This window comes from Herbaspirillum sp. WGmk3 (assembly GCF_023952535.1).
In the GTDB taxonomy this organism is placed as follows: domain Bacteria; phylum Pseudomonadota; class Gammaproteobacteria; order Burkholderiales; family Burkholderiaceae_D; genus Herbaspirillum; species Herbaspirillum huttiense.
This window is the reverse complement of the sequence record NZ_JAKYWT010000002.1, coordinates 1,170,771-1,184,360: the sequence shown is the minus strand read 5'-3', so window position 1 is coordinate 1,184,360 and position 13,590 is coordinate 1,170,771. Positions and strand designations below refer to the sequence as shown.

At 62.4% G+C, this 13,590-nt stretch carries 13 protein-coding genes; 9 read left to right on the top strand and 4 right to left on the bottom strand.

Annotated features, from left to right (window positions below; translation table 11 throughout):
* Positions 1 to 154 precede the first annotated feature (154 nt).
* Positions 155 to 979, bottom strand: coding sequence for a spermidine synthase (locus MKD49_RS11220; protein ID WP_100245612.1), 825 nt, complete (start codon positions 977 to 979; stop codon positions 155 to 157).
* Positions 980 to 1,157: 178 nt separating this feature from the next.
* Between MKD49_RS11220 and MKD49_RS11215 the strand changes: the two genes are divergently transcribed.
* Both MKD49_RS11215 and MKD49_RS11210 read left to right on the top strand, forming a co-directional pair.
* Entirely contained in the window at positions 1,158 to 1,973 is an 816-nt protein-coding gene (locus MKD49_RS11215; RefSeq protein WP_034336628.1) for a MetQ/NlpA family ABC transporter substrate-binding protein, read from the top strand.
* A gap of 115 nt (positions 1,974 to 2,088) precedes the next feature.
* On the top strand, positions 2,089 to 2,229 hold the full coding sequence (locus MKD49_RS11210; protein WP_199900321.1) for a hypothetical protein: 141 nt from the start codon (positions 2,089 to 2,091) through the stop codon (positions 2,227 to 2,229).
* Positions 2,230 to 2,249: 20 nt separating this feature from the next.
* On the opposite strand, the gene MKD49_RS11205 is transcribed toward MKD49_RS11210, so the two are convergent.
* A complete protein-coding gene (locus MKD49_RS11205) occupies positions 2,250 to 2,840 on the bottom strand; it encodes a DNA-deoxyinosine glycosylase (RefSeq protein WP_252696304.1) in 591 nt (196 codons plus the stop codon).
* A gap of 172 nt (positions 2,841 to 3,012) precedes the next feature.
* Between MKD49_RS11205 and MKD49_RS11200 the strand changes: the two genes are divergently transcribed.
* From MKD49_RS11200 to MKD49_RS11190, 3 genes are all read left to right on the top strand, one after another.
* A complete protein-coding gene (locus tag MKD49_RS11200) occupies positions 3,013 to 3,762 on the top strand; it encodes an SDR family oxidoreductase (protein WP_252696303.1) in 750 nt (249 codons plus the stop codon).
* Positions 3,763 to 3,795: 33 nt separating this feature from the next.
* Entirely contained in the window at positions 3,796 to 4,242 is a 447-nt protein-coding gene (locus MKD49_RS11195) for a DUF962 domain-containing protein (protein ID WP_121039254.1), read from the top strand.
* A gap of 166 nt (positions 4,243 to 4,408) precedes the next feature.
* Positions 4,409 to 4,861, top strand: a complete 453-nt coding sequence (locus MKD49_RS11190; protein WP_034336617.1) for a glycine zipper 2TM domain-containing protein — start codon at positions 4,409 to 4,411, stop codon at positions 4,859 to 4,861.
* Between the two features lie 108 nt (positions 4,862 to 4,969).
* Here MKD49_RS11190 and MKD49_RS11185 read toward each other — a convergent pair whose 3' ends face one another.
* Together MKD49_RS11185 and htpG are read right to left on the bottom strand one after the other, a co-directional pair.
* Entirely contained in the window at positions 4,970 to 5,497 is a 528-nt protein-coding gene (locus MKD49_RS11185; protein ID WP_204725306.1) for an FUSC family protein, read from the bottom strand.
* A gap of 136 nt (positions 5,498 to 5,633) precedes the next feature.
* The gene (htpG, locus tag MKD49_RS11180) at positions 5,634 to 7,544 is read right to left on the bottom strand and encodes a molecular chaperone HtpG (protein ID WP_252696302.1); all 1,911 of its coding nucleotides are present in this window, start codon (positions 7,542 to 7,544) and stop codon (positions 5,634 to 5,636) included.
* Between the two features lie 438 nt (positions 7,545 to 7,982).
* Here htpG and MKD49_RS11175 point away from each other — a divergent pair, with 438 nt between their 5' ends.
* From MKD49_RS11175 to MKD49_RS11160, 4 genes are all read left to right on the top strand, one after another.
* Positions 7,983 to 9,632, top strand: a complete 1,650-nt coding sequence (locus MKD49_RS11175; protein ID WP_134135350.1) for a TolC family protein — start codon at positions 7,983 to 7,985, stop codon at positions 9,630 to 9,632.
* Positions 9,632 to 10,405 carry a cell envelope biogenesis protein OmpA gene (locus MKD49_RS11170; protein WP_252696376.1) on the top strand — a complete coding sequence of 258 codons (774 nt, stop codon included), beginning with the start codon at positions 9,632 to 9,634 and terminating at the stop codon, positions 10,403 to 10,405. The genes MKD49_RS11175 and MKD49_RS11170 overlap by 1 nt, the downstream gene beginning before the upstream one ends.
* Entirely contained in the window at positions 10,402 to 11,775 is a 1,374-nt protein-coding gene (locus tag MKD49_RS11165) for an HlyD family type I secretion periplasmic adaptor subunit (protein WP_252696301.1), read from the top strand. Before MKD49_RS11170 ends, MKD49_RS11165 begins: the two co-directional genes overlap by 4 nt.
* Positions 11,776 to 11,902: 127 nt before the next feature.
* The gene (locus MKD49_RS11160) at positions 11,903 to 13,573 is read left to right on the top strand and encodes a biopolymer transporter ExbB (RefSeq protein WP_252696300.1); all 1,671 of its coding nucleotides are present in this window, start codon (positions 11,903 to 11,905) and stop codon (positions 13,571 to 13,573) included.
* The last annotated feature ends 17 nt before the right edge of the window (positions 13,574 to 13,590 follow it).

Below are 13,590 nucleotides of genomic sequence, written 5' to 3'. Positions count from 1 at the left end.
CGTTGCTGCACTTCGTTGTTGCCTCAGTGCTGCAAGAGAGAGCGCATTATAGGAGGGAGGTCGGGGTGGTGCAAGCTTTTTTTGAGAAAAGATGAAAATATTTTATCTCTTCGGCGTCCACGCCACGCCCGGCCTCGTTTTTACATCGCTTGCCTTATAACCCCGATTTGATGCCATTGACCCAGGACTTGGCCGGCAGCCTGGTCTGGCTCTCGATGAGTGCCGCACGCGCATACAACTCGGGGAAATCGAACGTCACCGCGCCCTTGAAGGCCAGTGCCACCACGTTGCCGTCATGGACTTCCGGCAGCGACACCACGGTATCGAAGGCATATTCCATGGCCCGCAGGTTCTTGGCATAGCTCGGATGATCGCCAAAGAGATTGACCGTCATCACGCCGCCCGGTGCCAGACTGTCATAGCAGGCTTGGTAAAACTCGGGAGTGTCCAGCACCGGCCCGCGTGCGGTGGCGTCGTAGAGATCGACCTGCAGGGCATCGATGATGCCGTGCGTGGCAGCATGGACGATGAAATCCATGGCATCGCTTTCGATGAGCATCAGCCGTTCGTCCGGCTCGGGCAGCTTGAACATGCTGTGGCAGATGGCGATGACGGCCGGATTCAGCTCCACCGCCGTCACTTGTGCCTGCGGGAATTGCCGGTAGCTGAACTTGGTCAGCGCTCCGGTTCCGAGCCCGAGTTGCACGATATGGCGCGGCGTGCGGTTGAAGAGCATCCAGGCCATCATCTGCTGGGCGTACTCCAGCTCGATCCAGTCGGGCTTGCGAATGCGCATCGCGCCCTGTACCCATTCGGTGCCGAAATGCAGATAACGTACGCCTTCCAGCTCGGAGAGCGTGACCGGGGCATATTTCGGTTTGCGCGGTTTGCTGGCGTCGGCTTCCAGCTGGTGACGGCGACGATTGGGGCCGGCCTTGGTATTGGCCTGGGCTTCGATGGATTTTCTTCGGATGAGCATGATATGAATGAAACGGCGCGGCAGCCGGGGAGGCGGCCTGCGGATGCCGAATGATACCTTGCCTTGGGAGCCTGCCAGTGGCCGCTGCACGCTTTGCGCATATCGACATGCGAATTCATTCCTTCTGCCGGGCGCGCGCGTATGTGAGGATGCGGACCTCATCATTTCCGGAGTTACCATGCCATTGGCTGCAATCATCAAGCGCATCGCCGCCGCTGCTGCGCTGACGCTGGTCCTGGCACCGCACGGCGCCAGCGCACAGGACAAGCACAAGATCAAGGTCGGCATCTCGGTCGGCAGTGCCGAAGCCATCTTCGACGTCGTCAAGAAAGTCGCCGCACGTGACGGCCTGGAGATCCAGACCGTGGTCTTCAGTGACTACCTCCAGCCCAATGCGGCACTGGCCTCCGGCGACCTCGATGCCAATGCCTTCCAGCATCGTCCCTACCTGGAAAGCCAGATTGCAGCACGTGGCTACAAGATCGTGCCGGTCGGCCTGACCATCACGGCCCCGCTGGGCATTTACTCGCGCAAGTTCAAGTCGGTGGACCAACTGCCCAACGGTGCGCAGGTTGGCATCCAGAATGATCCCTCCAACGGCAACCGTGCGCTCCTGCTGCTGCAGAAAGCCGGCCTCATCAAGCTCAAGCCGGGCGTGGGCGAAAACGGCGTCAATGCCACTCCGCTGGACATCATCGACAACCCGCGCAAGCTCAAGCTGATCGAACTGGATGCGGCGCAGCTGCCACGCTCGCTGGACGACCTGGCGGCCGCCTCGATCAACAATGACTACGCCTACAAGGCCGGCCTGTCCCTGCAGAAGGACACCATCGCCGTGGAAGATCCGCGCGGCCGTTACGCCAACATCATCGCCACCCGCGTCGAGGACAAGGACAAGCCCTGGGCCAGGAAGCTGGTGCAGGCCTACCAGTCGGAGGAAGTGCGCAAGTTCATCGAGACCGAGTTCAAGGGATCGCTGGTGCCGGCGTTCTGAATTCCGCTGCAAGCGTTGCTCTGTGCACCGCCCGCCGTCTGGCCGGGCGGTTTTTTTTCGTGCGTTTCCCGTCGGGGTGGTGCGCTGGCGGCCGGTGCTCCATTACACTTGCGCCATGTTCAAGAACCTCATCCTCTGCCTGAAGCTGGCCATCGTCTTCTGCGCCATCGTGTTTTTCGCGAAGGCGTTGCAGTATTTGATCTTCAATGGCGGGTTGTCGGGGGAGTTTTATGACTATCTGTTCTTCCGGAAGTGAAATCGGCCCGGCATTGTCCATCAGCCCTTGTTGAATGAGTGATCGCGCGTTGCCAAGCTCTTCCAGCGGGCCAGCTTGTCCTCATACGCCAACGCCGCATGCGCCGGACTGCTCGACGGCAACACCACCACCCGATAGTTTTCCGCCTTGGCGCCCAGCGCCTTGATCCCGATCTTGCCGGCGGTACCGCCATTGAAAGCGATGGTCTCCAATGCCGGCAGCTTGGCGATCAGCGTCAGCAAATCATTGCCGCTGTGATCCCGGATTTCGCTGTCGAGACTGCCGATGCGCCTGGCCTGGGCGATCACGTCCCACAGGCCGATGCGATGCTGCAGCAAGGCGGCAAGCCTGGCGGCATAGTCCATCGCGTAAAGGTCAACCCCGATCACTTCGCCCACCAGTCGCCAGAAGGCATTGCGCGGATGGCCGTAATACTGCCGGATCGCCAGCGAAGCCGTTCCCGGCAGGCTGCCCAGGATCAGGATGCGCGTATCCTGCGCCACTACCGGCGCAAAGCTGGCCAGCAAGGGATCAGTAGTGCCCGTATCGGCAGCGCGGGCGGCATCATGGGCAGACGAAGGGGAGGCGGCAAAGGAGCGGCGAGCAGGCATGTAAATGGCCGGGATGAAAAGAATTTCAGCAAGCTCCATCGGCCTCGCCATCCGGGCACAATGGCGCGGCTGCAGAAGCGTCAGGCTTGCGGCAAAATGCACAAGAATTCACATCTTAGCGTAAGCTGCCTTGGCGTCACGCGCCGGGCCATTCACACAAGGGATACAGAACATGACAGACAAGGTCATCATCGTCACCGGCGGCAGCCGTGGCATCGGCGCGGCCACCGCGGTGCTGGCGGGCCAGCGCGGCTACGCCGTCTGCGTCAACTATGTCTCCAACCGCGAGGCCGCCGAGTCGGTGGCCGGTCAGATCCGTGCTGCGGGCGGCCGCGCCATTACCGTCGCCGGCGATGTCTCCAAAGAGGAGGACGTGCTGCGCCTCTTCACCACCACCGACCAGGAACTGGGCCGCGTCACCGCCCTGGTCAACAATGCCGGCATCCTGGATCACCAGTCGCGCCTGGACGCCATGAGCGCCGAACGCATCACCCGGGTGCTGGTCGCCAACGTCACCGGCAGCCTGCTGTGCGCGCGCGAGGCGGTCAAGCGCATGTCCACCCGCCACGGCGGGCAGGGCGGGGCCATCGTCAACCTGTCGTCGATGGCCGCCAAGCTGGGTGGGCCCGGTGAATACGTGGACTACGCCGCCTCCAAGGGGGCCATCGATGCCTTCACCATCGGCCTGGCCAAGGAAGTGGCGGCCGAGGGCATCCGCGTCAACGCCGTGCGTCCGGGTCTGATCTATACCGATATCCACGCCAGCGGCGGCGAGGCGGGTCGTGTCGACCGGTTGAAGGATGCCGTCCCCATGAAGCGCGGCGGCACTGCCGAGGAAGTGGCTCACGCCATCCTGTGGCTGCTGTCGGATGAATCTTCCTACGCCACGGGGACTTTCATCGACGTTTCCGGTGGCCGCTGAACGTCTGGCCGGCCATTGATCAGGGAGCTCACCATGGACAGCACCGTTTCACCGCGCCGCATCGATGTACTGCTGGCCCGCTATGCCGAGAGCCATCGCCATCCGATGAATGAACTGATCCACTGCATCTGCGTGCCGGCCATCGTGTTTTCGCTGCTGGGGCTGTGCTGGATCGTGTCGCCAGCCGTGGCCCTGCTGGTGGCTGCCGCTACGCTGGCCTGGTATCTGCGCCTGTCGCCGCCCTTTGCGGTGGGCATGCTGGCCATGTCGGCGGTAATGCTGGTGGTGCTGGCGCGGCTGCCCTTGGGAGCGGTCCTGCCGGTATCGGCCACGGTTTTCGTACTGGCCTGGATCGGCCAGTTCATCGGCCACCGCATTGAAGGCAAAAAGCCATCCTTCTTCGAGGACCTGCGTTTTCTGCTGGTCGGGCCCTTGTTTGTGCTGGCTTTCCTGTACCGGCGTTGGCACATCGCCTACTGAAGACGCCCTTGCGGGAACGATTGTCGACGCGCGGCCTCTTTGTATTAAGATGTAAAGGAATGTGTGCTTCCGCGCCGGATGCGCGATCATGTTGCGTTCGCGCGGACGCTCGAATCCCCCCGCTGCCCGGAGACGGGCCAAACAGTTCTCAGTCGGAGTTTTTAGTATGAAGAAATTGATTGTGATCGCAGCCCTGGGCTCCCTGGTAGCCGGCTGCGCAGTAACCCCCAACTCGGCCAGCGTCTACAACACCCGCCAGGCGCAGGGTGAGCAGACCGTGCGCATGGGCGTGGTCGAGTCGATCCGCAACGTCACCATCGACAAGGGTTCGAGCGGTGTCGGCACCCTCGGCGGCGCAGCATTGGGCGGCATTGCGGCCGGTTCCAACATCGGCGGCGGCAATGGTGCCCTGGCGGCCGGTATCGTGGGCGCGCTGGCAGGTGGCGTTCTGGGCAACCAGGCCGAAGCCCACCTGAACAACCGTCCTGGCCTGGAAATCACCGTGCGCCTGGATAACGGCGAGCTGCGTGCCATCACCCAGGATGCAGATGAACCTTTCCGCATCGGTGAACGCGTGCGTCTGCTCTCCAACGGCCGTACCACCCGCGTGACGCACTGATTTTTGCGAAGCGTATGAAGAAGCAGGGCTGCGGCCCTGCTTTTTTTTCGGCCTTTTCGCCTGTTGCTTCACCTCTTTGGCAGCGGACCTGCAATTTCTGAGAGGGCATCAGGAGCCAGCTGCCTCATCTTTCGGCTCAGGCTTGCGCACCTTGAGCAACCACATGTAGATCACCGTCTGCAGCAGCGCCACCGTACTGCCGATGATCACTTCCCCCACGCGCATCAAGGCCAGGTGCAGTTCCTGGCTCAGGCCGTTACCTGTGAAGGCCGCCGACAGCAGGATCACCACGGTCGCCGGTCCCAGCCGCCAGTTGCTCGGATAGTTCTGCAGCAGCATGGCCACCACCACCGCTGCAGTCAGCGCTACCAGCATGGCCAGGAAGGTCGGCCCGAACACCACCAGCGCGATGCAGGAAACGATGCAGCCCGAAATCGTGTTGATCAGCCGCGCCCGGAAATTGGCCTTGGCTACCGTCATGTCCGGCTCGGTCACGATGATGAGCGAAATCATGGCCCAGTAGGGCTCCTCGATGCCCAGCGCGCGCAGCCCATACCACAGGATAAGGCAGCCGGAGAGGATCTTGACCAGATAGGCGAGGGCGTTCTTGCGGGGATTGATGAAGTGCAATTCCATAGGCCGATGTTAACCAGCCAGCATCGTGGCTGCAAGCCGATATGAATGAAAACGCCGCCTGCGAGTTTCCCCGCAGGCGGCGCTGCTGCCATCAAGCCATGACGGCCTGCCGGCATGGTCCGGCAGATGAACGAACTTACTTGGCGGCCATGGCCAGCAGCATGTCGTTCAAGCGCTTCACGAAGCTGGCCGGATCAGCCAGTGCACCGCCTTCAGCCAGCAGGGCCTGGTCATACAGGATGTGCGACCAGTCGTCGAAGCGCGCTTCTTCGTACTTCAGGCGCTGCACCAGCGGGTGGTCCGGGTTGATTTCCAGCGTGGGCTTGGATTCCGGTGCCGCCTGGCCGGCTGCCTTCAACATGCGCACCAGGTTGCCCGACAGTTCGTTCTCGTCGGCCACCAGGCAAGCCGGGGAATCGGTCAGGCGGAAGGTCACGCGCACTTCCTTGGCCTTGTCGCCCAGGGCGGTCTTCATCTTCTCGACCAGCTCCTTGTACTCGGCTTGCGTCTCTTCGTGCTGCTTCTTCTCGGCTTCGTTCTCCAGCTGGCCCAGGTCCAGGCCACCCTTGGCCACCGAGGCCAGTTCCTTGCCTTCGAACTCGGTCAGGAAGGACAGCATCCACTCGTCCACGCGGTCGGTCAGCAGCAGTACTTCCACACCCTTCTTGCGGAAGATTTCCAGGTGCGGGCTGTTCTTGGCGGCCTGGTACGTCTCGGCAGTGACGTAGTAGATCTTGTCCTGGCCTTCCTTCATGCGGGCCACATAATCGGCCAGCGAAACATTCTGCACATCGCTGTCATTGTGGGTGGACGCAAAGCGCAGCAGCTTGGCGATGCGCTCCTTGTTGGCCGCATCCTCGCCGATGCCTTCCTTCAACACCTGGCCGAACTCGGTCCAGAAGGTGGTGTACTTGTCCTTCTGCGCCTGGTCTTCGCTGTTGGCCAGCTCTTCCAGCAGGCTCAGCACGCGCTTGGCCGAACCGTCGCGGATGGCGCGCACGTCGCGCGACTCCTGCAGGATCTCGCGCGAGACGTTCAGCGGCAGGTCGGCCGAATCGATCACGCCCTTGACGAAGCGCAGGTACACCGGCATCAGTTGCTCGGCATCGTCCATGATGAACACGCGCTTGACGTACAGCTTGATGCCGCCGCGCTTGTTGCGGTCCCACAGGTCAAACGGGGCGCGCGCCGGGATGTAGAGCAGCTGGGTATATTCGCTGCGGCCTTCCACGCGGTTGTGGGTGTAGGCCAGGGGCGCGCCGAAGTCGTGCGAGACGTGCTTGTAGAACTCTTCATATTGCTCGGGAGTGACCTCCGACTTGCTGCGGGTCCACAGGGCGCTGGCCTGGTTGACCGTCTCCAGCTCGTCCTTCTGCACGGTTTCCTTCTTTTCCTCATCCCATTCTTCCTTGTTCATCAGGATCGGCAGGGAGATGTGGTCGGAATACTTGCGGATGATGGACTTCAGTTGCCAAGCGGAGAGGAATTCATCTTCGCCTTCACGCAGGTGAAGAATGATGTCGGTGCCACGGCCCGGCTTGGTGATCTGCTCGATGGAGAAGTCGCCCGCGCCTTCGGATTCCCAGCGCACGCCTTCGGAAGCGGGGGTGCCGGCACGGCGCGTCTCGACCGTGATGCGGTCGGCGATGATGAAGCCCGAATAGAAGCCCACGCCGAACTGGCCAATCAGGGCGGCATCCTTCTGCTGGTCGCCCGACAGGCGCGAGAAGAATTCCTTGGTGCCCGACTTGGCGATGGTGCCCAGGTGCGAGATGGCTTCGTCCCGGTTCATGCCGATGCCGTTGTCGCAGATGGTGATGGTGCGCGCCGCCTTGTCGAAGCTGATCTTGATCTTCAGTTCCGGATCGTCCTCGAACAGGCTGCCATTGTTGATCGCCTCGAAGCGCAGCTTGTCGGCCGCATCGGAGGCGTTGGAGACCAGCTCGCGCAGGAAGATTTCCTTGTTCGAATACAGCGAGTGGATCATCAATTGCAGCAGTTGCTTGACTTCGGCCTGGAAGCCCATGGTCTGTTTTTCGGTTGCCATGTGGTTGTCCTTAATTGAAGAAATGGATGAGTGAAATAGGCAGAGGTAATCGTCTGTGGGCAGGATATAGGGAGAGACTTGTGGTTTTTCAACCGCAATTTTTGGTGTTTTTGTTCACTTTGTGAGCATTCGCGTATTTCCTGATGGCATGTCTGCAACAAGCTGACCATAATTGCCGAAGTTAACTTTTATCAAGTCAATTGAAATTAAACGATTTTTCCTGGCTATTTGTAATTGAGTTGCAATCCGCCGGTGATAAAATTGTTTTAACAAAATGGTAACAAATTCGATCGGACTGATCGAACGGATGTGCAAGCCGGCGCTCCCTCATAAAAAGAACAGGAGTCTCCCCGGCTTGATGACGGGAATCGCAGCGAGGGCTGCCGATTCTTTCCTGGGATGCGGGTTGGGTAGGGGAGGCCGGTGGGATACCGGCTGATCGTGTTGATGAGAGTTCTCAAAAGCAAGCGTTTCATACTGGGCGTTTCATTGGGCTTGGCCGCGCATTCCGCGCCCCAGGCGGCTGACAAGCCGCCAGCCGACGCCGTCATAATGCAAACCACACCGGCCGCGCCGGCCACCTTCGACAACAAACTGGATGCTCCGCCGCAAATCCGGCTGGGTGCCGATCCTGCCGGCCCATCGGCGACGGACTACCGCCTGCCGGGTTTGCCGGCCGACACCCCGCCGCCCTCGACCCAGGATGAAATCCTGCTGTTGCTGCGCCAGTCCGATCCGAGCTTCTCGGGCAATCAGATCGTGCTGCCGCAAATCAGCATCGTCACCGAGGGCGAGACCGTCCCGGACCTGAGCCTGCGCAGCGTGCTCGACCTGGCGCTCAACAACAGTTACAGCTACGCCGCCACTTCCGCGCAAGCGGACCAGGCGCGCTATGCCTCCAAGGCCACGGCCGGCCAGCTCGGCCCGACGCTGGACCTGCGGGCGCAGAAGGGCAATGAATATTCGTCGCCGTCTTCGGTGATCGATCCCAATACCGGCCTGATCCAGCGCGCCTCGTACCACAAGCGCTGGGACGTGACGCTGATCGGCCGCCAGCCCATTTTCGCGCCCGGTTCGTATTACGACTACCGCAAGAGCAGCTCGCTGGCCGACGCCGCCGACCTGCGCCGTGACGATGCCCGCGAGACCCTGTATTACAACGCCATCAAGGCGTATTACGACGTCATGCGCGCGTATGCCACGCTGTCGTTCTCGCGCAGCTACGCCCAGCGCATGGGCGCCTTGCTGGATTACATGAGCAAGCGCCTCGAAGGCGGCGGCGCCAGCCGCATCGACTTCGAACGCGTGCGCGGCCGCTCGCTCACGGCCCAGTCCGCCGTGGCCGAGGCCGAAGGCGCGCTGGAAAGCGCCATGGTGTCGCTGAACCAGATCACCGGCCGCAAGATCGAGCAGATCGAAGTGCCGGACCACATGATGCCGACCGTGCCGGACACCTCCAAGCTGGCCCTGCAGGATGTCTACGAGACCAACCCCGGCGTGCGGGCCGCGCGGCGCGACGTGGATGCGGCCAACCAGGAACTGAAATCGGCGCGCGCCAAGTTCTCGCCCACGCTGGCCCTGGAATGGACCCAGACCAAGACCCGCGGTGCGGGCGGTGCCATCGACACCACCGACAACACCTTGCAGCTGACCACCGACCGCCGCCTGATGATGGTGGTGAGCATGAACCTGCTCAATGGCGGCTCGGACATGTATTACAGCAAGCAGGCCGGTGCCAAGTACGTGGAAAAGAGCAACACCGCGCTCGACCTGGAACGCAAATTGCGTGAGCAGATCGAGATCAATTACCGCACCTTGGGCGCGGTGAGAAAGCGCATGGAGATCTCGCGCCAGGCCTATCTCACCAATGCCAACGTGGCCGATGTCTTCCTGGAACAGCTCTCCACCGGCAGCAAGCAATTGCTGGATGTGCTGGACGCCTACCAGCAGGCCTACCAGGCGCGCATGGACTTTGCCAACCTGTTGTTCCAGCAGGCCGATATCAGCTACCAGATCCTGCGCAACACCGGTCGCGCATCGGCACTGGAAACCCTGCCCACGCGGGCGGCCAACAAGACGGGGGAATGATGGAGGGCGGCAAGGAACAGAACTTCTGGCCAGGCTTCGTGGACGCGCTGTCCAACGTGGTGCTGGTGATGATCTTCGTGGTGGTGGTGTTCGTGGTGACGCTGTTCTACTACTCGCAGAAGCTGGCGCAGATGAAGGTCAGCAAGCTGATCTCGCAGGGCCAGACGCAGGTCGTGGGCGAATCCAAAGCCAGGAAGACCGACACCATTGCCACCGCCGACAGCACCAGCATCAACAGTGCCGAAACGGCCGGCGAGCGCGAGAAAGCGCAGGAAATCGAGCAGCTCAAACGCGAAGTGGCCAGCCTGAAAGCCAAGCTGGCCGCGCCGCCCCTGCAGTCCGACAACGGCAGCCTGCGCAGCGCCGCCGCACCCTCCAGCCCCAATGCGATCCAGGTCAAGACCGAACCCAACGACAAGGAAGTCGCGCCCGGCCTGCGCATCGATGCCAACGAAAAAGCGGTGACCCTGAACTTCGATGCCGATTCTACCCAGTTGAATGACGAGGGCAGCAAAGCGCTGGACAAGAGCATCGGCGACTGGGTGCGCCGCGCCAAGTCCAGCCAGGGCAAGATCGTGGTCACCGGCGTGATCGGCAGCGGTGCCTACAGCGAGAGCCGGCGGCGTGCCTACTATCGCACCGTTGCGGTCCGCAATTACCTGATCGATGCCGGGGTGGACAAGGAACGCGTCACCAGCCGCGTGGCCACCGATGAAAACGGCAGCGGCAATGATGCCCGCGTGATCGTGCAATACCAGGCCTCGGCAAAATGACGCTCTCGCTCAAGCCCGGCACCGGCCACGGGATCAGTTCCCGCGGCAAGGGCTTCATGCGCCGCGTGGCACCGCGCCTGGACCGCCGCCTGGGCGAGCTGCAGGCCATGCCGCGTCCGCGCCTGGCAGTGCTGGCCTGCACGCTGCTGCTGGCCTTGCTGGTGATCTGGTCGATGCTGGCGCCCATTGATATGGTGGTGCGCGGCAGTGGCCGCATCGTCGCCTCCGAACACAATCAGGTCATCCAGCATCTGGAAGGCGGCATCGTCTCCGCCATCCTGGTGCGCGAGGGCGCGGTGGTCAGGAAGGGCCAGACCCTGATCTCGATTGCCGATGTGCGTGCCAATGCCGATCTCGGTGAAGGCCGCGTCAAGATCCTCGGCCTGCGTGCCAAGATCGCCCGCCTCTCGGCCGAAGCGGCGGGGGCTGCGAGCCTGCAGATGCCGGCCGACCTCGACCACGATGACCCCGCCGTGCAAAGCGAACAGGCCGCCTTCGCCGCGCGCTCGGCCAAGCTCATGCAGGAAATGTCGGTGCTGCGCGAGCAGGCCGCGCAACGCCAGGCCGAGCTGGGCGAAGCGGTCAGCCGCCAGAAGAGCCAGGCCAGCGAACTGGACCTGGCACAGCGCCAGTACAAGCTGATCCACAACATGCTCGAGCGCAATGCCGCCTCGCAGCTGGAAGACATCCAGGCCGCCGCCCGCGTGCAGGATGCGCAGAGCAAGCTCTCGGCCAACGATGCCATGATCCCGCGCCTGAAAGCGGCCATCGCCGAATCGCAGGCCAAGATGGGCGAAGCCTCATCGCGCTTCCGTTCGGATGCCCGCGCCGAACTCACTGCGGCGGAAACCGAACTGGCGCGCCTGCAGGAAGAAATCAAATCGCGCAACGACCGCGTATCGCGCTCGGAAGTGAAAGCGCCCATGGATGGCGTGGTCAACCGCGTGATGATCAATACCGTGGGTGGCGTGGTGCGGCCCGGCGACCCGATCATCGAGATGACCCCCAGTGACGACAAGCTGGTCATTGAAGCCCGCATCTCCCCAACTGACCGCGCCGAACTGGCCACCGGGGCCAAGGCGCGCGTGAAGGTCTCGGCCTATGACTACGGCGTGTATGGCGCCATGGAAGGCGTGGTCACCGAGATCAGCGCCGACACCGTCCCCGATGAAAACAATCCGCGCGGCGAGCGCAGCTACCGCATCAAGATCGCCGTCCAGCGCGGCGACAACGAGCTGCAGCGCAAGCTGGCCCTGATGCCCGGCATGACCGCCAGCGCCGACATCATCGTCGGCCGCCGCACGGTGTGGCAGTACCTGATGTCGCCGCTGTCGCGCTTCGGTCAGGGTGCCCTGCGGGAGCCGCGATGAACCGCGCCGCACTGCCTGAAGTGCTTTATTGCTCGCCGCAAAGCCACATCCACCAAGGCTTTGCGGCGGTTGACGTTTTCTGCACCATCCACTTTCCCTGCGTTCTTTTCTCCGGAACCTCGCACGTATGAAAAACCTTCGCCAGTTCTACGCACTTGCCGCCATCCCGACGCTCCTGCTGCTGTTGGGCGCTTTCCTGTTCCGGGGATTCGTGGGGCATGCGATCCAGATCAATCCCTTCCTGAACCTGTTCATCATCGCGGTGGCGATGTTCGGCATTGCGCTGATCTTCTACAACCTGTACCGCGTCAACTGGGAATACGACAAGCTGATCCAGTTCTACGACCGTACCAAGGCCGGCGAATCGATGGAAAGCCTGGTGAAGGCGCCTGAATTCGAAGGCACCGAGATCGGCCAGGTGCTGGTGTCCGTGGCCAGCACCAAGGGCCGGCTGACTTCCCGTATCGAACAGGAAACCATCGAAGGCTCGCTGCACGACCTGCGCGCGCACCTCGAAGCCAAGACCGAATTCCCGCAATTCCTGACCGGCTTCATGATCGCGCTGGGTCTGCTCGGTACCTTCATCGGCCTGCTGGAAACCCTGGTCAGCACTGCCGCCCTGATCGACGGCTTCGGCAAGGCCAGCACGGCCGGCGACATGGATGCCTCCTTCATGCACCTGGTGGCCGACCTGCAAAAGCCGCTGGCCTCGATGGGCACCGCCTTCTCGGCCTCGATGTTCGGCCTGATCGGTTCGCTGGCGCTGGGCCTGACCCTGACGCCGCTGCGCGCGGCCAGCAAGAAGCTGGTCACGCGCGCCCGCGAATGCATCAGCGACATGGTGCAGCACGTGGTGCATGACATGAGCGGCCCGGCGGCCACGCAGCGCCAGGGTGTCTCCGAAACCTTCCTCGCCGAATTCCTGCAGGATCTGATGGTGCTGCAGCGCGAATCCATCATGGCCGCGCGCAACAGTTCGGAAGCCTCGCTGCAGGCCGGCATCAAGCTCGAAGGCCTGAACGACCGCCTCAACAACATCGTCCAGCTCTTCAACGACAGCATGGAAGAATCGCGCAGCCTGCGCCAGCTGGTGGCCTTCGGCCCGCGCATGCACGAGACCGCACAGCAGACGCTGGAAGAAATCCGCAACGTCGGCCAGCTGATCAACACCAAGATCACCTCCGCCCGCGATCTCTCCGACAGCCTGTCCTCGCTGGAAGAACGCCTCTCGGTCAACGGCGACATCGCCAACCGCACCTTCGAAGTGATGCCGCAGATCGTTTCCACCATCCAGGCCGGCCAGCTGGCGCTGTCCACCGCGCTCAGTTCGCTGCAGGCGCAGCAGGGCGAGATCTCCAACATGAACGAAAAGAATGCGCAGAACATCGCGCAGCTGCCGGCACTGCTGAACCAGATCTCGGTACGCCTGGCCGACGAGATGGGAGCGATCCAGTACCAGGGCGAACTGCAGGCCACCGTGGCCGCGCGCCTGAACGAACTGGGCAACACCATCGGCGAGAACTCCAGCAACATGGCGCGCGATGCGCTCTCCGCACGCCAGCTGCAGATCGACCTGGCCAAGCACATGGCGATGCAGAACGACCGCGTCAAGAACCTGGGCGCCATCCCGCAATCGCTGACCTCCATCACCGAAGCCCTGATGCGCCAGAACATCAACTGGCAGACCGTCATCGACGAGATGCGTACCGGCCGCCAGACCATGGTCAAGGACCTGCGCCTGGAACTGCGCGAAGCGATCCGCGAAATCACCGCCACCAACCGCGGCGGCCAGGCCTGATCGCGGTCTGACGACGA

What these genes read in the sequence shown, in the direction of transcription:
- MKD49_RS11205 (WP_252696304.1), bottom strand. Translation starts at nt 2,840, where the DNA reads ATGCCTGCTCGCCGCTCCTTTGCCGCCTCCCCTTCGTCTGCCCATGAT.
- MKD49_RS11190 (WP_034336617.1), top strand. Translation starts at nt 4,409, where the DNA reads ATGAAGAAATTGATTGTGATCGCAGCCCTGGGCTCCCTGGTAGCCGGC.
- MKD49_RS11215 (WP_034336628.1), top strand. Translation starts at nt 1,158, where the DNA reads ATGCCATTGGCTGCAATCATCAAGCGCATCGCCGCCGCTGCTGCGCTG.
- MKD49_RS11165 (WP_252696301.1), top strand. Translation starts at nt 10,402, where the DNA reads ATGACGCTCTCGCTCAAGCCCGGCACCGGCCACGGGATCAGTTCCCGC.
- htpG (WP_252696302.1), bottom strand. Translation starts at nt 7,544, where the DNA reads ATGGCAACCGAAAAACAGACCATGGGCTTCCAGGCCGAAGTCAAGCAA.
- MKD49_RS11170 (WP_252696376.1), top strand. Translation starts at nt 9,632, where the DNA reads ATGGAGGGCGGCAAGGAACAGAACTTCTGGCCAGGCTTCGTGGACGCG.
- MKD49_RS11210 (WP_199900321.1), top strand. Translation starts at nt 2,089, where the DNA reads ATGTTCAAGAACCTCATCCTCTGCCTGAAGCTGGCCATCGTCTTCTGC.
- MKD49_RS11220 (WP_100245612.1), bottom strand. Translation starts at nt 979, where the DNA reads ATGCTCATCCGAAGAAAATCCATCGAAGCCCAGGCCAATACCAAGGCC.
- MKD49_RS11185 (WP_204725306.1), bottom strand. Translation starts at nt 5,497, where the DNA reads ATGGAATTGCACTTCATCAATCCCCGCAAGAACGCCCTCGCCTATCTG.
- MKD49_RS11195 (WP_121039254.1), top strand. Translation starts at nt 3,796, where the DNA reads ATGGACAGCACCGTTTCACCGCGCCGCATCGATGTACTGCTGGCCCGC.
- MKD49_RS11200 (WP_252696303.1), top strand. Translation starts at nt 3,013, where the DNA reads ATGACAGACAAGGTCATCATCGTCACCGGCGGCAGCCGTGGCATCGGC.
- MKD49_RS11160 (WP_252696300.1), top strand. Translation starts at nt 11,903, where the DNA reads ATGAAAAACCTTCGCCAGTTCTACGCACTTGCCGCCATCCCGACGCTC.